Here is a 19450-nt window from a genome sequence, read left to right as displayed (position 1 = left end):
GCGGGCGCTCAGGTCTCCTGCACGGTCAGGGCGCCCTCGGCCAGCTCCTCGAACCGCGCCAGGTCCTCGGCCGGGTCGTCGATCCCCCTCAGCGGGCCCTGGTCGGCCAGGTGCGCGCGAGCGTACAGGCGTGCGACGAGCGCCTTGCGGCCGGTGCCGAGCTCGGCGCGCTCCCAGCCCGCCTGCTCCAGCAGCAGTGCCGCCGCGTACACGTCCGCCATGAAGTGGGCGAGCGGGAACAGGCGCGCCTCGGCGGTGACCGGGTCCAGGCCGCGCCACCGCCCGATCGCCTCGCCGAGGTGCCCGATGCGCGTCCGCACCAGGGCGGCGGTCGCGTCGTCGCCGGCCGGGGCCTGCGCGGCGGCCTCGGCGAGCCGGTCCAGGAACGGCAGGTGGGCGTCCTCGCGCTCGATCGCGCGGCGCACGTCCAGGCAGAGGATGTTGTCGCCGCCCTCCCAGATCGGGTTGACCTGCGCGTCGCGCAGGATGCGCGCGACGGGCCACTGCTCGATGTAGCCGTTGCCGCCGTGGATCTCGATCGTGGCGCTCGCCGCCGTCACGCCGAGCCGGGCCGCGCGCAGCTTGACCAGCGGCGCGGCGATGCGCAGCCGGGGGCGCCGCAGGTAGCCGTCGAAGACGAGCGCCTGCGCGGCCTCGGTCTCCACGATCAGCTCGGCGAGCTTGCGGCGCATCAGCGGCCGGTCGTACAGCGGCGACCCGAACGCCTCGCGGGCGCGGGTGTAGCAGAGCGACTCGACGAGCGAGCGGCGCGCGCAGCCGACGCCCATCATCGCGATGCCGAGGCGGGCGCCGTTGGTCAGCTCCATCATCCGCGCCAGGCCCTTGCCGTCCCCGCCGCCGCCCTGGCCCGCGGGTGCGGCCGCGGGCGCGAGCAGGAACGCCTCGGCGTCGGCGAACTCGATCTCGGCGGAGGCGACCGAGCGGGTGCCGAGCTTGTCCTTCAGCCGGCGGACGCGCACGCCGTTGCGGCCCCCGTCGCGGCGCTCCCGCAGGACCAGGAACGGCGCGACGCCCTTGACGCCGTCCGCCGCGCCCTCGGGCTTGGCGAGCACCACGAACGCCGAGCCGCCCGCGTTGGAGGCGAACCACTTCAGGCCGTTCAGCCGCCAGGCGTCGCCGTCCGGTGTCGCGGTGGACTCCAGCGCGCCGAGGTCGGAGCCGCCCGCGCGCTCGGTGAGCAGCTGCGCGGCCTCGCCGGAGAACATCCCGGCGGCGAACAGCTCGCGGACGCGCGCCTTGACGTCCTCGGGCGCGAACAGCTCGGCGAGGCCGACGACCATGTCCCCGCCGGTGCCGAGCGCGCACGCCATGCCGATGTCGGCCTGGTCGAGCAGGTAGCTCCAGGCGACCGCGAGCGGCGCGGCGTCCACCCCGGCGGCCTTGGCCTCGGCGAAGAACTCGGGCCGGGTGAAGCCGGAGGCGACCAGCGCGCGGCGCGCCTCCTCGAACGAGGCGGGCATGACGACGCGGCTGATGTCGCGCCCCCACCGGTCGTACTTCTCCAGGCGGGGCGGGTCGCGGTCGGTCTTCTCGGCGAGTTCGGCGATCGGCCCGCCCATCAGCGCGCCGAGCTCCAGCAGCCGGGGCTCGGCCCACTCCAGGCCGTCCTTGCCGAGGTGGCGGCGCAGCAGGAAGCGCAGCGTCGGGTCGGCGGTGTACCAGTTGCGGCCGGCGGCCCCCTGGTAGCGCTCGGTCGCGTAGCGGCGGGACTTGGCCGGGGAGCCGAACGGGAGCCGGTCCACCGGTTCGATCAGGTAGTCGCCCATGCCCGGACGTTACAGTTAAGCGACAGGTGATGGAAGGGTGTAATCAGATAGGGTCCCGGCCACCATGGCGAACACCCTCGGGCTCCGGCCGCTGACCGCGCGCTCGGTCGTCCTCAGCACGCTGCTCGGCACGCACCCGCCGCGGCTGCCCGCGCGCCGGCTGGTCCGCGCCGGCGAGCTGTTCGGCATCGCCGAGGGCACGATCCGGGTGGCGCTGTCGCGGATGGTCGCCGCCGGGGACCTGGTGCAGCGCGACGGCGCCTACGCGCTGACCGAGCGGCTGCTGGACCGGCAGGCGCGGCAGGACGAGAGCCGCGCGCCGCGCACCCTGCCCTGGGACGGCTCCTGGGAGATCGCCGTCATCGTCACCGACCGCCGCCCGGCCACCGACCGGGCCGCGCTCCGCCAGGCCATGGCGCGGCTGCGCCTCGCCGAGCTGCGCGAGGGGACGTGGCTGCGGCCCGCCAACCTGGCCCGGCGGCGGCCGGCGATCGTCGAACGCCAATGCACCTTCCTGAAGGGCGGGCCGGAGCAGGACGCCGCCTCCCTTGCCGGGGTGCTCTGGGACCTGCCCGCCTGGGCCGCCACAGCGCGCGCGCTGCGCACCGCCCTGGACAAGGCGGAAACGCTCGCCGAGCAGTTCACCGTCTCCGCCGCCGTCCTGCGGCACCTGCTGGGAGACCCGCTGCTACCGGAGGAGCTCCTGCCGCGCGACTGGCCCGGACAGGACCTGCGCGCCCACTACGAGCGCTTCGAAAGCGGCTTCGAGCGGCTGCTCGCCGAGCACCTGCTCTCCTGACCTACTCCTCTTCGGAGTCCTCGCGCCGGGCGGCCGCCAGCAGCCGGGCGAGCTCGTCGCGTTCGCGGGTCAGCAGCGCCAGCTCGTGCTGGAGCTCGAAGATGCGCCGGATGGCGGGCAGCGTCATGCCCTCGTCCATCATCGCGACGACCTGCTGGATGCGGCCGATCTCGTGCCGGCTGTAGCGGCGCTGCCCGCCCGCCGACCGCTGCGGCGAGACGACCCGCTGGCCGTCGATGCGGCGCAGGAACGCCTGCTGCACCTCCAGCATGTCCGCGACCTGGCCCACGGTGAACAGCGCCGCGTGCTCGTCGTCCATCGGCAGGTTCATGCCGTCCTCCCCTCCTGCCGAACGGCGCGCGGCGCCGGCCGACCCGGCCGGCGCCGCGCCCCTGGACGCCCGCTCAGCTCTTGATCGCCTTCTGGTCGGCGGACTGCTGGACCGCCACCTTGCGCGGCTTCGCGCGCTCCAGCACCGGGATCCGCACGGCCAGGACGCCGTTGTCATAGGCGGCCTCGATCGCGTCGGCGTCCAGGTGCTCGGACAGGTAGACGCGGCGGGTGAAGGCGCCCATCACGCGCTCGCGCACGAACAGCCGGTCGTTCTCGCCGTACTCCTCCTGGCGCTGCGCGCTCACCGTGAGGACCCCGCGGTCCACCGTGACCTCGATGGAGCCGGGGTCGATGCCCGGCAGGTCGAACCGCAGCACGACGTCGTCGGCGCGGCGGATCCCGTCCATCGGCATCGCGGCGCCGCCGTTGCCGGCGGCCTGGCGGGTCAGCCGGTCGAACTGGCGCTCGAACTCCTGCACGAACGGATCGATCGACGTCAGCAGCATCACGATCACCTCCGAAGACCCCCGGGCCCGGCCCGGGAAACCCATCCTCCGTGCCAGAGGAAACCTACAACTCGAATTGTAGGCAACTCCCTCCTAGGGTTGTCAAATCCTACCGCCGAGATTTTTCCGGCCCCGGTCCGTGACCAGTTCTTACGAGCCGCGAACAGGACCCGCCGACGGCTATCGCACCGCCCGCCACCTGCGCTTTGATCCTTGAATGATCACCAAGTCCGGCGTCGCGGCCGCCGCGGGGAGGCCGTCCGCCCGGACGCCGGGCGGCACCGCGGGCAGCACCGCGTCCTGGTTCGGGCAGGAGGTCATCGACCCCCTCCGCGCGGTCTGACCGGGACGCCGCGAACACCGCCCGACCCGGCCTTTTACATGATCAAATAGACCGGACCGCCATCGTCGCCGCCCCGCTCCGGGCGCGCTGACGGGCGGCCGGACGATCGGGGGATGTCATGAACTTCATGTGGGCAGTGACGCGGGCCCTGTTCCAGGCGCTGCGGCGGCCTGCGCCCCGCCCTGCCGAACGGGACGAGAGCGCGGCCGCCGCCCCGGAACAGCGGCCTTCGCCGCGCGAGGCGCCCGCCGCCTGCTCGCGGGCGTCCTGAGGACCGGTCAGGGCCGCAGCATGCGCTCGCCGACCTCGCGCCACGGCTCCTCGGCGTCCGGTTCCACCCACAGCCGCCGCACCTCGCCGCCCGGGGTGCGGCCGCGCCACCAGCCGTCGCCCTCGGAGTAGAACGAGCCGACGACGTCCCCGGACCCCTTCAGGACCAGCAGGTACACGCCGGACCCGCCGATCACCTCGATCCGCCGACCATCGCCGTCCAACGCCCGGCCTCCTCCGTCGCCCCGGCCTCCGCTCCCCGAACGGTACCCAGGCACGGCGCCCGCGCGCCGCCTTTCGGCGCCGCGGGGCCCGCGGCCGCGGCCCGGGCGGCGCGGAGGCCGCCGGGCGGCACCGGCATACCGGCCGATCGTGATCATTTTGCGGTCTTGCCACCTTGCCTCCTGGGCACAAACATGTCACTGACCGGCAACGGGGCCGGTCAGGATGGAGGAGTGACATGTCCATCTTGGCGACCATGGTGCGGCGCAAGCCCATCGAGCAGATCGAGGACGAGACCGAGTCCGGCGGACTGAAGCGGACCCTCGGCCTCTGGCAGCTCACCGCCATCGGCGTCGGCGGCATCATCGGCGCCGGCATCTTCTCGCTCGCGGGCGCCGTCGCCAACGAGACGGCCGGGCCCGCGGTGCTGCTGTCGTTCCTCATCGCCGGCATCGCCAGCGCGGCCGCCGCGTTCTCCTACGCCGAGTTCGCCGGGCTGATCCCGCGCGCCGGCTCGGCCTACACCTACGGCTACGCGGTGCTCGGCGAGTTCGCCGGGTGGGCGATCGGCTGGGACCTGCTGCTGGAGTACACCGCGATCGTGGCGGTGGTCGCGATCGGCATATCCGGCTACTTCAACGACCTGCTCGGCTTCATGCACCTGGACCTGCCGGCGTGGATGCTGGGCGCCCCGGGCACCGAGCCGAAGGGCGTGGAGGCCGGCAGCTACAAGGTGAACCTGTTCGCCGCACTGCTCTGCCTGCTGATCGCCTACGTGCTGAACCTCGGCATGAAGAGCGCCGCCCGGTTCGAGACCGCGCTGGTCTACCTCAAGGTCGGCATCGTGCTGCTGGTCGTGGTGGTCGGCGTCTTCAAGATCAACACCGGTAACTACTCGCCGTTCTTCCCCTTCGGCCTGTCGGGGGCCTTCACCGGCGCCGCGACCGTCTTCTTCGCGGTGTTCGGCTACGACGCGATGAGCACCGCCGCCGAGGAGTCCACCGACGCCACCCGGCACATGCCGAAGGCGATCCTGTACTCGCTGGCGATCTCGATGGTGCTGTACGTGGCGGCCTGCCTGGTGCTCACCGGCATGGTCGACTACAAGGACATCAACCCCAACGCCGCGTTCTCCTCGGCGTTCAAGGACGTCGGGATGAACACCCTCGGCATCGTCATCGCCGTCGGCGCGATCCTCGGCATCCTCACCGTGCTGTTCACCTTCATGATGGGCGCCACCCGGGTGTGGTTCTCGATGAGCCGCGACGGGCTGCTGCCCGGCTGGTTCGCCCACACCCACCCCACCCGCAACGTGCCGACCCGCATCACCTGGATCCTCGGCGCCGGCTCGGCCCTCATCGCCGGGTTCCTGCCGATCGGCGAGGCCGCCGAGCTGACCAACATCGGCATCCTGCTGGCGTTCATCGTGGTCTGCGTCGCGGTGATCGTGCTGCGCTACAAGCGGCCCGACCTGCCGCGCAAGTTCCGGATGCCGGGCATGCCGGTGGTGCCGGCCATCGGGGTGGTGTTCTCGGCCTGGCTGATCACCTTCCTGCAGTGGCAGACCTGGCTGCGGTTCGCGATCTGGTTCCTGCTCGGCTGCGTCGTCTACTTCCTCTACGGCCGCCGCCACTCCCTGCTGGAGCGCGGCGGCGACGTCAGAAAGTGACGACCTGGCGGACGGCCTCGCCGGTGTGCAGCCGGTCGAAGCCGGCGTTGACCTCCTCCAGCGTGAGCCGGTCCGACAGCAGCGCGTCCACCGGCAGCAGCCCCGAGCGGTACATCGCGACGAACCGCGGGATGTCGTGGCGCGGCACGCTGGACCCGAGGTAGCTGCCGCGCAGCGTGCGCTCCTCGGCGACCAGGCTGAGCGCGGGCAGCGTGAGCGGCGCGCCCGGCGCGGGCAGGCCCACCGTGACGGTGGTGCCGCCCGGCCGGGTCGCCGCGTACGCCTGCTCCAGCACCGCGACGACGCCGGTCGAGTCGATGACCTTCTCGGCGCCGCCGCCGGTCAGCTCGCGCAGCTCGCCCACCGCGTCCGGGCCGCCCGCGACGGTGTGGGTGGCGCCGAGGCGGCGGGCCAGCTCCAGCTTGTGCGCGACGACGTCCACCGCGACGATCGTGGCCGCGCCGGCGGCGCGCGCGGCCAGCAGCGCGGCCAGGCCGACGCCGCCGAGCCCGAACACCGCGACGCTGTCGCCGGGCTCGACCCGCGCGCTGTACAGGGCGGCGCCCGCGCCGGTGAGGACGGCGCAGCCGAACAGCGCGGCGATCTCGAACGGCAGCTCCGGGTCGACCTTCACGGCCGAACGCGCCGACACCACGGTGTACTCCGAGAACGCCGAGACGCCCAGGTGGTGGTTGGGGCGGGAGCCGTCGGCGGCGACGAACCGCCGCCCGCCGCCGAGAAGCGTGCCCGCGCCGTTGGCCTGCGCGCCCGGCCCGCAGAGGGCGGGCCGCCCGCCGACGCACCGGTCGCAGTGCCCGCACGCCGGGACGAACGCCAGCACCACGTGGTCGCCGGGCGCGAACTCGGCGCCCTCCCCCGCCGCGACGACCTCGCCGGCGGCCTCGTGCCCGAGCGCCATCGGCAGCGGCCGCAGCCGCGACCCGTTGATCACCGACAGGTCCGAGTGGCAGAGGCCGGCCGCGCCGACCCGGACCAGCAGCTCACCGGGGCCGGGCGGGTCCAGCGTCAGCTCGGCGATCTCCAGCGGGCGCGACTCGGCGTAGGGGGCGGGCCGGCCGGACTCGACCAGCACGGCGGCGCGGGTGGCGGTCATGCGATCACCAGCTTCTGCATCTCCTCGCGGACCCGGCCGGCGATCTCGACGGGCCGCCGGCCCTCCCGGCCGACGAAGACGTGCACGAAGTGGCCCTCGGCGATCAGCGTGCCGTCCCCGCGCAGCATCCCGACCTCCCAGCGCACGCTGGACCGGCCGAGCTTGCCGACGCGCAGCCCCACCCTGATCGTGTCGGGGAAGGCGACCTCGGCCTTGTAGACGCAGTGCGACTCCACGCACATGGCGATCTCGCCGCCGCGCAGCGGGTCGAACCCCGCCGTCTTGATCATCCACTCGTTGATCACGGTGTCCATCAGCGCGTAGTGCACGACGTTGTTGACGTGCCCGTACACGTCGTTGTCGTTCCACCGCGTCGGCACGCTGTCCCAGTACAGGTAATCGCCCGTCATGCGGGTCACCCTATGCACCCGCATACCCCACCGAACCGCCCGGGTCGTCCGGTGAGGGGACAGGGGTGCGGCGCCCGCCGGGCCGCAAGGGAAAGGTTCTGAGCACGATCCCGGCCTGGCGGACGCCGCACGATCAGGAGGCGGCGCCGCGGGCGGCGTCGAAGCGGGCCGTGACGTCGGCCCAGTTCACCAGCGACCACAGCTTCTGGACGTAGTCCGGGCGCACGTTGCGGTACTGCAGGTAGTAGGCGTGCTCCCAGGCGTCGAACACCAGCAGCGGGGTGGTGTTCATGCCGACGTTGCCGTGGTGGTCGTAGACCTGCTCGACGACCAGGCGCCCGGCGAGCGGCTCCCAGGCGAGCACGCCCCAGCCGCTGCCCTGCACCAGGGACGTGGCGGCGGACAGCTGCTCGCCGAAGGCCTCGAAGGAGCCGAAGTGCTCGTCGATCGCGGCGGCCAGCTCGCCGTCCGGGCGGTCGCCGCCGTCCGGGGACAGGTTCTGCCAGAAGATCGAGTGCAGGACGTGGCCGGACAGGTTGAACGCGAAGGTCTTCTCCAGGCCGACCAGCCCGCCGAAATCCCGCCTGTCGCGGGCTTCGGCCAGCCGCTCCAGCGTGTCGTTGGCGCCCTTGACGTACGCCGCGTGGTGCTTGGCGTGGTGCAGCTCCAGGATCTCGCCGGTGATGGCGGGCTCCAGGGCGGCGTAGTCGTAGGGCAGGTCGGGCAGCGTGTAGTCAGACATGATCACCACTATTGCACATGAGTTGCAGTTGCATACTAGGCGCGGTTTGGGGACGACGGGGGCTTGGTGGTCAAATGGCGCGGAATGTCCGGCAAGGAGAGGTGGACGGCATGGGCGGACGCGCACTGGTGCTCGGCGGCGGCGGGGTCGCCGGGATCGCGTGGGAGGCCGGGCTGATCGCGGGCCTGCGGGACGCGGGCGCCGACCTCACCGGCGCCGACCTGCTCGTCGGCACCTCGGCGGGCTCGGTGGTGGCCGCCTTCATCGCGCACGGCGTGGACATGGCGGCGGCCATCGAGGAGGTCGCCGCGCGGGACGAGGCGCTCCCGCCCGCCGCCGCCGACGTGGACATGACCGACCTGCTGAACGCGTTCGCGGTGCTGTTCGACGAGTCGCTCGACCCCCGCGAGGCGCGCCGCCGGGTCGGCGCGATGGCGCTGGCGGCGCCCACCGGGGCGATGGCGGGCCGGCTGGCCGAGATCGGCGCGGCGCTGCCGTCGGCCGAGTGGCCGGAGCGGCCGCTGCGGGTCACCGCCGTGGACACCGCCGACGGCGAGTTCGTGGTGTGGGACCGCGACTCCGGCGCGCCGCTGGCGCAGGCCGTCATGTCCAGCTGCGCGGTGCCGTGCGTCTTCCCGCCGGTGGAGATCGGCGGGCGCGCCTACATGGACGGCGGCGCGCGGTCGGCGACCAACGCCGACCTCGCGGACGGCGCGGAGCGGGTCGTCATCCTGGAGCCGCTGGCCTACCTGACGCCGCGCCCGGTGCTGGAGCGCGAGGTGCGCGGCCTCGCCCCGGCCGAGGTGGCCGTGGTCGGCCCCGACCAGGCCGCGATCGACCTGTTCGGGTTCGACCTGCTCAGCCCGCGCCTCTGGCGCGCCGCCTTCGACGCGGGCCGCGCCCAGGCCGGCGCCGCCGCCCCCGAGGTGCTCAAGGTCTGGAACGGCTGACCCCGGAGACGGCACGGCGACGCCCCGGAGAGACCGCCGAGACGTGACGCTGCTGGGATTCGTGCCACGGCCCGCCGGCTGCGCGGACCGCCGCGGTCCGCACGGAAACGTCGATGTCGGAGGTCGTCATGCCGGTAGCCGCATCCAGGGAGCCGGTCGTCCGGTTGCTTCCCGAATTCTCCTGCGCCCTCCCCGAAGGCCCGGACGCGCTCTCCGGAGCGGCCCGCCGGCTGGTCGCCCGGCTCGCGCTCGACAGCGCCCCCCTGACGCGCAGAGCCGTCGAGACCGGCTTCTGGCCCGACGCGGAACCGGTCACGGCGAGCCGGCGGCTGAGCCGGCTGCTCTGGCGGATCCGTACCAGGACCGGGGACACCCTGGTCGCGGTGGACGGCGACCGCATCGGCCTGGCGGGCGGCGTCACGGTCGACTACCGGACGGCGCAGGCGGTCGTCCACGCGGTGATCGTGCTGGGCCGGGCGCGCCCGCAGGAGGTGGGCCCGGCCGCCCTCGGGCTGCTGGGCACCGAACTGCTGCGCGACGTCACCGACGAGCCGGTGCGGCGGGAGCGCGACCGGTGGGACCGGCAGCGGCTGCTGGCACTGGAGACCGTGGCGGCGGCGGCGCTGGAGGCGGGCGACGCGCGCGACGCCCTGGAGATCGGCCTGGCCGCGGCGGAGGTCGACGGGCTGGCGGAGAGGCCGCATCAGCTCATGTGCTCGGCCCATGCCGCGCTCGGCGACACGGTCGCGGCGCGCCGCGTGTACCTGGCCTACGAGGCGAGGGTGCGCCGCTCCCTCGGCATGGCACCGAGCCGTGCCTTCCGCGACCTCGTCCGCGGGTGAACCGGCCCGGGCACGGGCGGAGCGCCCCCAGCGGCGGGGCGCCCCGCGCCGTCAGATGAAGAGGTCTAGCGGGCGTAGGTGATGACGCCCGCGATCATCACGCCCACCACGGCGATGATGAGCGTTTCGTACGCCCGGCGCCGCACGGCCGACACGAACACGCCGACGGTCACGATCGCCGCGAGCACGCCGAGGCCCACGGCCAGCCAGTTCCACACGCCCTCGTCGCCGAAGGCCCGGACGCCCTTCGCCACCAGGAGGAGAACGGCGGGCAGGATCCATTCCCCGTCGAACCCGCCGGCCTCCTCGTCCTCTTGGTCCACCGGCTCTTCGCCGGCCGCCGCCCCCACACCGGTCCGCTTCTTCTCTTGGGCCATGCTCCAAGGAAACCGCGGCGCGGCGGCCGGCGCTTCCTGCGCCAGGACCGGCCGCCGTCGATCGCCCGGCAGACCGCGGGTCCACCCTGGGGTGGAGACGACCGGTCAGTCCGGCCGCTCGCCGGGACGGACCAGCCCGGCGTCGTAGGCGAAGATCGTGGCCTGGACCCGGTCGCGCAGGCCGAGCTTGCCGAGGATCGCGTTGACGTGGGTCTTCACGGTGGCGGTGCCGATACCGAGGGCCGCGCCGACCTCGGTGTTGCTGAGGCCGCGCGCCACCTGGACCAGGACGTCGCGCTCACGGTGGGTGAGCAGGTCCAGGCGCTCGTCCGCGACGGGCGAGGCGACGGTGCCGGTGGCGAAGGCGTCGATGAGGCGGCGGGTCACCGCGGGCGCGAGCAGCGCCTCGCCGGCGGCCACCGTGCGGATCGCGTCCACCAGCTCCTGCGGGTCGCAGTCCTTGAGCAGGAACCCCGACGCGCCCGCGCGCAGCGCGCCGAAGACGTACTCGTCGCGGTGGAAGGTCGTGAGCACCAGCACCCGCGCAGGAGAGCGCATGGAGACCAGCTCACGCGCGGCCGTCAGACCGTCCATGCCGTTCATCCGGATGTCCATCAGCACCACGTCGGGCCGCTGCCCGGCCACGGCGCGCAGCGCCTCAGCGCCGTCCGCGGCCTGGCCGACGACCTCCATGTCCTGCTCGCCGTCGATGATCGCGGTGAATCCCACGCGGACGACGGCCTGGTCGTCCACCACCAAGACCCGGATGCTCACGCCTTCTCCTCCAGCGACTCCAGCAGCCCGCGCATGTCGGCCAGCGCGGCCCGCGCCTCATCAGCGACCGCGACGACGGCCGTCCGCGCTGTGCCGCCCGTACCGGTGAGGCCCGCCTCGGCGGTACGCACCAACCGGGCCGTGCGTTCCAGGACGGTACCGCTCAGCCCTGCCGCGACGCGGGTCCGCTCAGCGTGCACGACCGCGCCCGTGCGGGCGGTCACGGCGTCCAGTGCGGTGGTCTCCCAACGGCGGCTGCGGAGCGCGACCACCGAACCCCAGGCCCACACCGCAAGCACGACGGGTGCAGTGGCCAGGTAGGCGACTGTGAATCCGAACGCGAACGCGGCGGGCGTCGCGCCGCCCGTCGCGATCTCCGGATCGGCGGCCAGCGCCCCGCCGACGGCAACGCCCCATGGCAGCGGGGCAACGAACGCCGCGGGCCAGGTCCGCCGATCGCCGCGCCGATAGCAAGCCTGTGAGTAGACCGCGACCAGCTGCGCCGCGCAGCCGAACACGAGCAGTTCGAGGAGTTCCGGCCACCACAGCCCTCCCACGACGACCAGGGTCAGGTCCGTCGCGGTGAGCACGAGCAGCGCGGCGTACGGGGCGCGTCGCCGCCACCACAGCGGGACGGTCCGCACAATCAGCACCACCGCCATCAGCGCCGCCCCGGCGGCGGACCATCCCGGCCTCAGCGGGTCCGGGGGGAGGAAGACGACGGTCGGCAGCAGTGTGCAGAAGGCGATCGTCACAGCGTCCAGGAGCTCCGGCCAGCCCGCGCCGTACTCGGACGCGGCCGTCGTCGGGAGGCAGGCTGTCACCGACCAGCCGCCTTCCGGGTCTGGGCCGACGTCAAGGGAGCCGCCGAGCCGGGCCGCCCGGTCTCGCATGCCCGGGACGCCCCGCCCGCTGCCGAGCGCCGGAACGGTACCGCCCCCGGCGGGGACCCGGTTCACGACGGCCAGCTCCACCGCGCCAGGAACGTAGCGGATGGTCACCCGCACCGAGGCGCCCGGCGCGTAACGCATGACGTTCGTGAGGGACTCTTGGACGATCCGGTACACCGTCGTGGTCACCTCGCCGGGCAGCTTCCGCGCCCGTCCCTCGACTTCCAGCGCCACCGGGACGCCCAGCCGGTCCAGCCCGTGGCAGAGCTGCGGGAGCAGCTCCTTCAGTCCACCGCCTTCGGCGTGCGGGCTCACCACGTCCACCAGCCGGCTCAGCGAGCGCAGCACCTCACGGCCGGTCTCGGCGGCGACGGTGAGGGCCTGGTGGACCAGGTCGGGGTCGCCGCGGCGGGCGGCGGCGGCGGTGTGCACCACCACAGCGCTGAGATGGTGGCCGGCGACGTCGTGCAGGTCGCGGGCCAGGCGTTCGCGCTCGGCCTCGGCGGCGGCATGATGCTCCTGCTCGATCCGCCCGAGCCGGGCTTTCAGGTCGCGCCGCAGAGCCTTGCGCTGTCGCCGGAGCTGCCCGAACGCGATGACGGCCACGTAGTAGACGGCGTCCAGCACCTCGTTGGCCAGCAGGTCGCCCGGCCCGAGCGCATGCGGCAGGTACGAGGCGAACGCCACGGCGAACCCGGCCAGGCAGCCGGCGACCGCCTGGCCACGGCCCCGGTGCACCGCCAGCGAGTACAGCGCGACACCGTCGGCCATCCCGCCGACGGGCGCGTTCGTGGCACCGGCCGCCATGACGGCGGCGGCGTCGGCCAGCAGGACCAGCACCAGCACCGGCACCGGGGAGACCCGCCGCCACAGCAGCGCGCCCGTGCCCAGCACGACCGCGAGCGCGAAGGCCGTCCAGCGGGCCGGGCCGAGCGGTTCGCCGCTCCGGCCGGCCGGCAGCCATGCGGCGGACAGCTGCACGGCCGCGAGCAGGAGCGGCACACCCAGATCGGCGGCGCTCGGCCATCGCCCGCAGTCCCGCCACGCCCGCACACGAGCGACCCTAGGGCATGTCGCCCTCCATGGGAGCTTCCTTGAATTGCGGGCAAGGCCGACCGGCGGTCAGCCGGGCACGGGCATCAGGTGCGACGGCGGGCACGCCGCAAGATCGCTTGCTGCGGGCGGCATGCCTCCCCTTCGGTCATTTCCAGAAGGTCGCGGTGAGGGCGAAGTAGAGGAAGGAGACGACGGCGGCGACATGGAAGAGGACGATCGCCACCCGGGACGCCGTACCGGCCGTGCTCCTCATCCCCGTGATCATGGAATACGGCATCGCCGCCACCCCGGCGAATCCGATGGCCAGGCCGATCCAGCCGGGCCGGCCGTCGTCGAAATGCCGCATGATGAAGTTCCCAGCGACCACCAGCCCCCAGGCCCATACCAGCGTTCTCGGCTCGCTCTCGCCTTCCGCGCGCTCCACATCGCCCCCTGCCAGGTCATTGGACACCATCGGTTCTCCCGCCTTTCATTCTCATTCGATCGGTCATCGACAGCGCACACACGAAAACCTTCAGCACTCCCTGCGCCGCCCCGGAAAACGCAGCCTCGCCCCCACGCCGAACACGCAAGATCACATGAAGCCACCGAGAAATCCCCCGGTCTACCGGACGGACCGCCGGGCGGCCGATCGCATATCGGCCGCCCGGCATCACCGAACCGGGCGGGACGCTACACCCAGTGCGTGAAGATCCAGATCAGCACATCGGACGGGTCCGCGAAGAAGAGCATCACCCTGATGCTCCACCGGACGAACCAGGGCAGCTTGCTCCACTCCCGCTTGAACGCCGCCTTGCCCTTCCTGGCGGCGTTCTTCAGCCTGGAGATCTGCTTCTTGGAGAGCCTCTTCTTGAGGAAGTTCCAGGCCTTCTTGACGACCGACCACTTCCAGCCGCGCTTGGCCACCTCCGCGCGGAGCGCGGCCTCGGACCGGGCGGTGTCGGCCTTCGTCGTGCCGGTCGTCGTGCCGGTCGTCGTGCCGGTCGTCGCGGTGGGCGCGCTGGGCGCGGCGAGGGCCTGCTGCACCAAGGCGATCTGGGCGGCCGACGGAACGTTCCGCGGAGCCGCGGTCTCGGCCGACGCGGCCGGGCCCGCAATTCCCAGGCCCAGCGTCGCCGCCAATCCGATGCCCGCGGCGCGCTGCACGAGGCGCTGCTTGTTCATGGGGGGACTTCCTTTCCCGCCGGCGGGCCACCGCCCGCCGAAGCCCGCTCTGGGCTACGGGAATCACCTCAACGGGGGCGCGTCTCCGCACGGTCCCGCATGTGTCTTCGCAGCGACTCACCATCGACCCCGGTGCGTCTGCACCCCAGCTGGGACGGGCAAAAAAATCGCCCCGAGTATTTCCGGTGGACATGGGACAAGTGAACCCCGGCGGCCGGGCTCCCCGCGTCCTGCCGCAGAACAGGACCGGCTAGATCCTCCAAGGGGGCACGGGTCGATCCTGGGGTGGAGACGAGGCCGCCCGCACCAGGCCGGGACGATCCCGGATCTGTGATCATCGGCGTTGTGGCAGGCCGGCCGGGATACCGGCGGGGCGGCGGACCGGACGCTCGAAGATTCCGCGGAATTCTCGTCGTGGCGAGCAGCAATCGGGGGGTCTCGCGCATCTACTGGGCATGCATGGTGATACAGGAAACGTCGGGTCCGACAACGTCCGGCTCGAATTCCTCCCGTCCTTCCGCTGCCGGGTGGGGGCCGCCCAGGTCCGGTTCCCGCAGGCGCTGTGCAGCCTGATCGTCACGGTGGCACTGGAGCCGGGCGGGCTCAGCAGGGCGTCTCTCCAGGGAAGGCTGTGGCCCGGCCTGCCGCTCCGTGAAGCGGCCAAGCGGCTGCGGCAGGCGTTATGGCGGATACGCCGGGAGACGGGCGGCCGCGTCCTGGAGGTGTCCCCGACGCATGTCGCGCTCGCCGCGAACGTCACGGTGGACATCCGCGAGGCCGAGCACATCGCGCAGCGGGCGGTCAACGGGATGTTCGCCGGGATGGACCCCCCGGATCCGGAGCCACTGACGCGGGAGCTGCTCTCCGACTGGCCGTGCGAGGCGGTGCACGCCGCGCAGGACCGCTGGGACCGGCTGCGCCTGCACGCGATGGAGCGGATCGCCGAGCACCTGCACGCCTCGGGGAACGTGCCGGGCGCCTTGGAGCTCCTCGAGGTCGCCACGCGTGTCGACGAGCTCGGCGAGACGGCGCACCGGCTCATGGCCGCGGCCCACCTGGCGCGCGGCGACCAGGTGAGCGCCTGGCGCGTCTACCTCCGCTATCAGCGGCTCCTGCGCGACGAGATCGGCCTGGAACCCAGCGCGGACTTCCAAGGCCTGTTCAAGCACCTGGCGGAACGGTCCCTGGTCTCCTGACCGGTCAGTGGCGGCGGCCGCTCTTGCCCTTGACGCGGGCCAGCAGGGCGCGGGCCTTGGCCTGGTTGCGGGGGTCGCGGGCGGCCGCCGTCGCGCGGGCGCGGGCGCGCTGGCCCTGCGGGCTGCGGGCGTACCGTTTGATGCGGTCGACGATCGAGGCCATGGTCTCCTCCAGGGGTACGGGGCGGCTTCGTGATCCGCCCCGTACCCCGCTTCGGAGCTTCCTCACCTCACGTGACGGCGAGAAGTCAGAACGCCTCGTCGAACGCGACCGTGCCCTCGACGCCGATCTGGTACGCCGACACGCGCCGCTCGAAGAAGTTCGACAGCTCCTGGACGTCCTGCAGCTCCATGAACGCGAACGGGTTCGCGGCGCCGTAGCGGACGGGCAGGCCGAGGCGGGCGAGCCGCTGGTCGGCGACGTACTCCAGGTAGCCGCGCATGTCGTCGGCGGACATGCCGGGCAGGCCGTCGCCGCACAGGTCGCGGGCGAACGCCAGCTCGGCCGCGACGGCCTCCTCCATCATCGCGGTGACCTGCCGGGTGAGGTCGGCGTCGAACAGGGCCGGCTCCTCGGCGCGGACGGTGTCCACGACCGCGAAGGCGAACTCCATGTGCATGGACTCGTCCCGGAAGACCCAGTTGGTTCCGGACGCGAGGCCGTTCAGCAGGCCGCGCGAGCGCAGCCAGTAGACGTAGGCGAACGCGCCGTAGAAGAACAGGCCCTCGATGCACGCGGCGAAGCAGATCAGGTTGAGCAGGAACGCGCGCCGGTCGGCGGCGGTCGTCAGCTCGTCCAGCTTGTCGATCGAGCCGATCCACTTGAAGCAGAACCCGGCCTTCGCGCGGATCGAGGGGATGTGCTCGACCGCAGCGAACGCCTTGACGCGCTCGTCGTGGTCGGGCAGGTAGGTGTCCAGCAGCGTCAGGTAGAACTGGACGTGCACGGCCTCCTCGAACAGCTGCCGCGACAGGTACAGCCGCGCCTCGGGCGCGTTGACGTGCTTGTACAGGTTCAGCACCAGGTTGTTCGCCACGATCGAGTCGCCGGTGGCGAAGAACGCGACGAGCCGGTTGACCAGGTGCAGCTCCGCCGGGGTGAGGCGGGCCAGGTCGGCCAGGTCGGAGGCCAGGTCGACCTCCTCCACCGTCCAGGTGTTGCGGATCGCGGCGCGGTAGCGCTCGTAGAAGTCGGGGTAGCGCATGGGACGCAAGGTCAGGTCCATGCCCGGGTCGAGCAGCATGCTGTGTTCTCCGGTTCGCTCGCTCCGCTCGTTCACTGGCAGGCCTCGCAGGCTTCGGGGTTCTCCAGGGAGCACGCGACGGCGTCCGGGTCCGGGACCGACTGCGTGATGGTCGTCTGCGCGATCCGGGTGGCCGGGCGCGAGCGCAGGTAGTAGGTGGTCTTCAGGCCGCTGCGCCACGCGTAGGCGTACATCGACGAGAGCTTGCCGATCGTCGGCGTCTCCATGAACAGGTTCAGCGAGTGCGACTGGTCGATGTAGGGGGTGCGCCCCGCGGCCATGTCGATCAGCGCCTTCTGCGGCAGCTCCCACGCGGTGCGGTAGAGCGCGCGCAGCTCGGCGGGCAGGTCGGTGATGCCCTGCACCGAGCCGTTGGCGCGCTTGACGGCCTCGCGGACGGCGGGCGTCCACAGGCCGAGGGCCTTCAGGTCCGCGACGAGGTAGTTGTTGATCTGCAGGAACTCGCCCGACAGCGTCTCGCGCTTGAACAGGTTGGACACCTGCGGCTCGATGCACTCGTAGCAGCCGGCGATGGACGCGATCGTGGCGGTCGGCGCGATCGCGACGAGCAGCGAGTTGCGCAGCCCGACCTTCGCCACGCGCGCGCGCAGCGCGTCCCACTCGTCGGTGAGGACGGGCTCGGCGTTCGGGAAGTGGTCGATGTGCAGCTGGCCCCGGGCCGTGCGCGTCTTGCTGTAGGCGGGCAGCGTGCCGAGCTCTTCGGCCAGGTCGGCGGACGCCTGGTAGGCGGCGAGCGCGACCTCCTCGGCGATCCGGGTGGACAGCGCGCGCGCTTCGTCGGAGTCGAACGGCAGGCGCAGCTTGAAGAACACGTCGGCCAGGCCCATCGTGCCAAGACCGACCGGGCGCCACTTCTTGTTCGCACCTTCCGCCTCAGGCGTCGGGTAGAAGCCGCGGTCGATGGTGCGGTCCAGGAACCGGACGGCGGTGCGGACGGTGCCGCGCAGCCGCGCCCAGTCCATGCCGTCCGCGCCGACGTGCGCGCCGAGGTTGACCGACCCGAGGTTGCACACGGCGGTCTCGCCGTCGCTGGTCACCTCCAGGATCTCGGTGCACAGGTTCGACAGGTGGACGGTGTTGCCCGGCTCGGCGGTCTGGTTGCAGGCGCGGTTGGCGGCGTCCTTGAACGTCATCCAGCCGTTGCCGGTCTCGGCGAGCGTCCGCATCATCCGCCCGTACAGGCGGCGCGCCGGGATCTGCCGGACGTACCGGCCGGCGGCCTCGGCGGCGCGGTAGGCGGCCTCGAACTCCTCGCCCCACAGGTCGGCGAGCTCGGGCACCTCCTTGGGGTCGAACAGCGACCAGTCCGCGTCGGCCTCGACGCGGCGCATGAACTCGTCGGGGATCCAGTTGGCGAGGTTGAGGTTGTGGGTGCGGCGCGCCTCCTCGCCGGTGTTGTCGCGCAGCTCCAGGAACTCCTCGACGTCGGCGTGCCAGGGCTCCAGGTACACGCACGCGGCGCCCTTGCGGCGGCCGCCCTGGTTGACGGCGGCGACCGAGGAGTCCAGCGTGCGCAGCCACGGCACGATGCCGTTGGAGTGCCCGTTGGTGCCGCGGATCAGCGACCCGCGCGAGCGGATCTTGGTCCAGGAGACGCCGATGCCGCCGGCGTACTTGCTGAGCCGGGCGACCTGCGCGTACCGCTCGTAGATCGACTCCAGCTCGTCGCGCGGCGAGTCGAGCAGGAAGCACGACGACAGCTGCGGGCGGCGCGCGGCGGAGTTGAACAGCGTCGGCGAGCTCGGCAGGTAGGACAGGGTGGACAGCAGCCCGTACAGCTCGGCGACGTCCTCCACGGCGGCGGCGTCTCCCGACGGGGGACGACCCCCGACGACCCCCGGCCCGGCTTCGCCGGGATATGACAGCCCGACCGCCACGCGCATCAAGAAGTACTGCGGGCGCTCCAGGACGCGGCGGGTCTCGGGGTGGCGCAGCAGGTACCGGTCGTAGACGGTGCGCAGCCCGAAGTACTCGAACCGGTCGTCGGCGGCGTCGTCGACGAGGGCGTTCAGCGCCTCGGCGTTGGCGGCGGCGAACGCGGCGGGCGCGTCGGCCAGCAGGCCCGCCGCGTGCGAGGCGGCGACCGACTGCGCGAACGTCCGCACACCCTCGGCGGCGGCCTCGTCGGCGATCTGCGCGTTCAGCAGCCGCGCGGCGACCTTGGAGTAGACCGGCTCGGTGGCGACGAGCGCGGCGGCCTCGCCGGCGGCCAGCTCGCGCAGCGCGGCGTCGTCCACGGCGCCCCCGGCGCGGACGGCGGCCAGCACCCGGGCCGGGTCGGCGCCGGGCAGCCCGGCGCAGGCCCGCTCGACCTCGGCGGCGAACCCCGGCGCCGTGGCGGGCGGCGCGATCAGTTCCTGTGTCACGTGCTCAAATCCCCTCGCGAGCTCGCCCCGCCGGAGGGCGCGCGAAGGGGGCGCGGGCACGCCGCGCACCGCCCCCGGCCCTCCCGCGAGGCCTGGACGTACCGTCGTGCGGGCAGGTCTTCGGACTCGTGGGCGTCCTGCTCGTCCTACTGGCCGTCGCTTCCCAGCCCCCTGCGGGGTCCAGTGCGTATGACGGCGGTCGTTCCCACTCACCGCTGCGGGGCAGTCCCGGACTCGCACCGGGTTCCCTCTCGCGCCGCCCCTCGCGAGGCGGACCAGCACGAGGCAAGACCCTACATCTAGTTGATCGATATCGCGCATCCCCAAGATGTAGGGCGTGTCACGGGGGTCGCCCCGGTTGGAGTCCGCGCCGGG

At 72.9% G+C, this 19450-nt stretch carries 22 protein-coding genes and 1 riboswitch; of the genes, 7 read left to right on the top strand and 15 right to left on the bottom strand.

What is annotated here, in order from left to right; genetic code table 11:
- Positions 1–8: 8 nt before the first annotated feature.
- Positions 9–1787, bottom strand: coding sequence for an acyl-CoA dehydrogenase family protein (locus tag ACRB68_RS18795; RefSeq protein ID WP_153533874.1), 1779 nt, complete (start codon positions 1785–1787; stop codon positions 9–11).
- Positions 1788–1851: 64 nt separating this feature from the next.
- On the opposite strand from ACRB68_RS18795, the gene ACRB68_RS18790 reads away from it, so the two are divergent.
- The gene (locus ACRB68_RS18790) at positions 1852–2586 is read left to right on the top strand and encodes a PaaX family transcriptional regulator C-terminal domain-containing protein (RefSeq protein WP_153533872.1); all 735 of its coding nucleotides are present in this window, start codon (positions 1852–1854) and stop codon (positions 2584–2586) included.
- 1 nt (position 2587) lies between these two features.
- Here ACRB68_RS18790 and ACRB68_RS18785 read toward each other — a convergent pair whose 3' ends face one another.
- Both ACRB68_RS18785 and ACRB68_RS18780 read right to left on the bottom strand, forming a co-directional pair.
- Positions 2588–2917 carry a helix-turn-helix domain-containing protein gene (locus ACRB68_RS18785; protein ID WP_153533870.1) on the bottom strand — a complete coding sequence of 110 codons (330 nt, stop codon included), beginning with the start codon at positions 2915–2917 and terminating at the stop codon, positions 2588–2590.
- 73 nt (positions 2918–2990) lie between these two features.
- Positions 2991–3425, bottom strand: coding sequence for an Hsp20/alpha crystallin family protein (locus ACRB68_RS18780; protein WP_153533869.1), 435 nt, complete (start codon positions 3423–3425; stop codon positions 2991–2993).
- A gap of 217 nt (positions 3426–3642) precedes the next feature.
- Here ACRB68_RS18780 and ACRB68_RS42065 point away from each other — a divergent pair, with 217 nt between their 5' ends.
- Positions 3643–3768: a hypothetical protein gene (locus ACRB68_RS42065; protein ID WP_268890382.1), complete on the top strand. Its 126-nt coding sequence runs from the start codon at positions 3643–3645 to the stop codon at positions 3766–3768.
- A 127-nt stretch (positions 3769–3895) separates the two neighbouring features.
- Entirely contained in the window at positions 3896–4039 is a 144-nt protein-coding gene (locus tag ACRB68_RS18775; RefSeq protein WP_153533867.1) for a hypothetical protein, read from the top strand.
- A 7-nt stretch (positions 4040–4046) separates the two neighbouring features.
- On the opposite strand, the gene ACRB68_RS18770 is transcribed toward ACRB68_RS18775, so the two are convergent.
- Positions 4047–4262 (bottom strand): hypothetical protein, encoded by a 216-nt coding sequence (locus ACRB68_RS18770; protein ID WP_153533865.1) that lies wholly within the window; start codon positions 4260–4262, stop codon positions 4047–4049.
- 236 nt (positions 4263–4498) lie between these two features.
- On the opposite strand from ACRB68_RS18770, the gene ACRB68_RS18765 reads away from it, so the two are divergent.
- Positions 4499–5929: an amino acid permease gene (locus tag ACRB68_RS18765; protein WP_207709730.1), complete on the top strand. Its 1431-nt coding sequence runs from the start codon at positions 4499–4501 to the stop codon at positions 5927–5929.
- Here ACRB68_RS18765 and ACRB68_RS18760 read toward each other — a convergent pair.
- The 3 genes from ACRB68_RS18760 to ACRB68_RS18750 form a co-directional block, all read right to left on the bottom strand.
- Positions 5919–7043 (bottom strand): zinc-dependent alcohol dehydrogenase family protein, encoded by a 1125-nt coding sequence (locus ACRB68_RS18760; protein ID WP_153533863.1) that lies wholly within the window; start codon positions 7041–7043, stop codon positions 5919–5921. The two genes, ACRB68_RS18765 and ACRB68_RS18760, sit on opposite strands and share 11 nt — an antisense overlap.
- Positions 7040–7453, bottom strand: coding sequence for an acyl-CoA thioesterase (locus tag ACRB68_RS18755; RefSeq protein ID WP_153533861.1), 414 nt, complete (start codon positions 7451–7453; stop codon positions 7040–7042). Before ACRB68_RS18755 ends, ACRB68_RS18760 begins: the two co-directional genes overlap by 4 nt.
- Positions 7454–7586: 133 nt before the next feature.
- The gene (locus tag ACRB68_RS18750) at positions 7587–8195 is read right to left on the bottom strand and encodes a superoxide dismutase (RefSeq protein WP_153533859.1); all 609 of its coding nucleotides are present in this window, start codon (positions 8193–8195) and stop codon (positions 7587–7589) included.
- A 110-nt stretch (positions 8196–8305) separates the two neighbouring features.
- Between ACRB68_RS18750 and ACRB68_RS18745 the strand changes: the two genes are divergently transcribed.
- Together ACRB68_RS18745 and ACRB68_RS18740 are read left to right on the top strand one after the other, a co-directional pair.
- Complete coding sequence (locus ACRB68_RS18745; protein ID WP_153533858.1) at positions 8306–9145, top strand: patatin-like phospholipase family protein; 840 nt, start codon at positions 8306–8308, stop codon at positions 9143–9145.
- Between the two features lie 128 nt (positions 9146–9273).
- On the top strand, positions 9274–9987 hold the full coding sequence (locus ACRB68_RS18740) for an AfsR/SARP family transcriptional regulator (RefSeq protein WP_153533856.1): 714 nt from the start codon (positions 9274–9276) through the stop codon (positions 9985–9987).
- A 65-nt stretch (positions 9988–10052) separates the two neighbouring features.
- On the opposite strand, the gene ACRB68_RS18735 is transcribed toward ACRB68_RS18740, so the two are convergent.
- From ACRB68_RS18735 to ACRB68_RS18715, 5 genes are all read right to left on the bottom strand, one after another.
- Complete coding sequence (locus ACRB68_RS18735; RefSeq protein ID WP_153533854.1) at positions 10053–10364, bottom strand: hypothetical protein; 312 nt, start codon at positions 10362–10364, stop codon at positions 10053–10055.
- A gap of 105 nt (positions 10365–10469) precedes the next feature.
- Positions 10470–11138, bottom strand: a complete 669-nt coding sequence (locus ACRB68_RS18730) for a response regulator transcription factor (protein WP_328594401.1) — start codon at positions 11136–11138, stop codon at positions 10470–10472.
- A complete protein-coding gene (locus ACRB68_RS18725) occupies positions 11135–13081 on the bottom strand; it encodes a sensor histidine kinase (RefSeq protein ID WP_153533852.1) in 1947 nt (648 codons plus the stop codon). Before ACRB68_RS18725 ends, ACRB68_RS18730 begins: the two co-directional genes overlap by 4 nt.
- Before the next feature lie 148 nt (positions 13082–13229).
- Positions 13230–13538 (bottom strand): hypothetical protein, encoded by a 309-nt coding sequence (locus tag ACRB68_RS18720; RefSeq protein ID WP_153533850.1) that lies wholly within the window; start codon positions 13536–13538, stop codon positions 13230–13232.
- A gap of 218 nt (positions 13539–13756) precedes the next feature.
- Positions 13757–14248 carry a hypothetical protein gene (locus tag ACRB68_RS18715; protein ID WP_153533848.1) on the bottom strand — a complete coding sequence of 164 codons (492 nt, stop codon included), beginning with the start codon at positions 14246–14248 and terminating at the stop codon, positions 13757–13759.
- Positions 14249–14703: 455 nt separating this feature from the next.
- Between ACRB68_RS18715 and ACRB68_RS18710 the strand changes: the two genes are divergently transcribed.
- Entirely contained in the window at positions 14704–15444 is a 741-nt protein-coding gene (locus tag ACRB68_RS18710) for an AfsR/SARP family transcriptional regulator (RefSeq protein ID WP_153533847.1), read from the top strand.
- Positions 15445–15448: 4 nt separating this feature from the next.
- Here the strand turns inward: ACRB68_RS18710 and ACRB68_RS40215 are convergent, their stop codons facing one another.
- The 3 genes from ACRB68_RS40215 to ACRB68_RS18700 form a co-directional block, all read right to left on the bottom strand.
- Complete coding sequence (locus tag ACRB68_RS40215) at positions 15449–15607, bottom strand: hypothetical protein (RefSeq protein ID WP_194293361.1); 159 nt, start codon at positions 15605–15607, stop codon at positions 15449–15451.
- An 85-nt stretch (positions 15608–15692) separates the two neighbouring features.
- Positions 15693–16688 carry a ribonucleotide-diphosphate reductase subunit beta gene (locus ACRB68_RS18705; protein ID WP_153533845.1) on the bottom strand — a complete coding sequence of 332 codons (996 nt, stop codon included), beginning with the start codon at positions 16686–16688 and terminating at the stop codon, positions 15693–15695.
- Positions 16689–16720: 32 nt separating this feature from the next.
- Positions 16721–19075 (bottom strand): ribonucleoside-diphosphate reductase subunit alpha, encoded by a 2355-nt coding sequence (locus tag ACRB68_RS18700; protein ID WP_328594400.1) that lies wholly within the window; start codon positions 19073–19075, stop codon positions 16721–16723.
- Between the two features lie 94 nt (positions 19076–19169).
- Positions 19170–19370, bottom strand: a riboswitch (cobalamin riboswitch).
- Positions 19371–19450: the final 80 nt, after the last annotated feature.

Origin of the sequence: Actinomadura macrotermitis, from assembly GCF_009604375.1 — a bacterium.
Taxonomy (GTDB): Bacteria; Actinomycetota; Actinomycetes; order Streptosporangiales; family Streptosporangiaceae; genus Spirillospora; species Spirillospora macrotermitis.
This window is presented reverse-complemented; position numbering and strand designations above follow the sequence as displayed.

Coding starts and splice junctions, on each gene's coding strand:
- ACRB68_RS18795 (WP_153533874.1), bottom strand. CDS start 1,787: ATGGGCGACTACCTGATCGAACCGGTGGACCGGCTCCCGTTCGGCTCC.
- ACRB68_RS18790 (WP_153533872.1), top strand. CDS start 1,852: ATGGCGAACACCCTCGGGCTCCGGCCGCTGACCGCGCGCTCGGTCGTC.
- ACRB68_RS18785 (WP_153533870.1), bottom strand. CDS start 2,917: ATGAACCTGCCGATGGACGACGAGCACGCGGCGCTGTTCACCGTGGGC.
- ACRB68_RS18780 (WP_153533869.1), bottom strand. CDS start 3,425: ATGCTGCTGACGTCGATCGATCCGTTCGTGCAGGAGTTCGAGCGCCAG.
- ACRB68_RS42065 (WP_268890382.1), top strand. CDS start 3,643: ATGATCACCAAGTCCGGCGTCGCGGCCGCCGCGGGGAGGCCGTCCGCC.
- ACRB68_RS18775 (WP_153533867.1), top strand. CDS start 3,896: ATGTGGGCAGTGACGCGGGCCCTGTTCCAGGCGCTGCGGCGGCCTGCG.
- ACRB68_RS18765 (WP_207709730.1), top strand. CDS start 4,499: ATGTCCATCTTGGCGACCATGGTGCGGCGCAAGCCCATCGAGCAGATC.
- ACRB68_RS18760 (WP_153533863.1), bottom strand. CDS start 7,043: ATGACCGCCACCCGCGCCGCCGTGCTGGTCGAGTCCGGCCGGCCCGCC.
- ACRB68_RS18755 (WP_153533861.1), bottom strand. CDS start 7,453: ATGACGGGCGATTACCTGTACTGGGACAGCGTGCCGACGCGGTGGAAC.
- ACRB68_RS18750 (WP_153533859.1), bottom strand. CDS start 8,195: ATGTCTGACTACACGCTGCCCGACCTGCCCTACGACTACGCCGCCCTG.
- ACRB68_RS18745 (WP_153533858.1), top strand. CDS start 8,306: ATGGGCGGACGCGCACTGGTGCTCGGCGGCGGCGGGGTCGCCGGGATC.
- ACRB68_RS18740 (WP_153533856.1), top strand. CDS start 9,274: ATGCCGGTAGCCGCATCCAGGGAGCCGGTCGTCCGGTTGCTTCCCGAA.
- ACRB68_RS18735 (WP_153533854.1), bottom strand. CDS start 10,364: ATGGCCCAAGAGAAGAAGCGGACCGGTGTGGGGGCGGCGGCCGGCGAA.
- ACRB68_RS18720 (WP_153533850.1), bottom strand. CDS start 13,538: ATGGTGTCCAATGACCTGGCAGGGGGCGATGTGGAGCGCGCGGAAGGC.
- ACRB68_RS18715 (WP_153533848.1), bottom strand. CDS start 14,248: ATGAACAAGCAGCGCCTCGTGCAGCGCGCCGCGGGCATCGGATTGGCG.
- ACRB68_RS18710 (WP_153533847.1), top strand. CDS start 14,704: ATGCATGGTGATACAGGAAACGTCGGGTCCGACAACGTCCGGCTCGAA.
- ACRB68_RS40215 (WP_194293361.1), bottom strand. CDS start 15,607: ATGGCCTCGATCGTCGACCGCATCAAACGGTACGCCCGCAGCCCGCAG.
- ACRB68_RS18705 (WP_153533845.1), bottom strand. CDS start 16,688: ATGCTGCTCGACCCGGGCATGGACCTGACCTTGCGTCCCATGCGCTAC.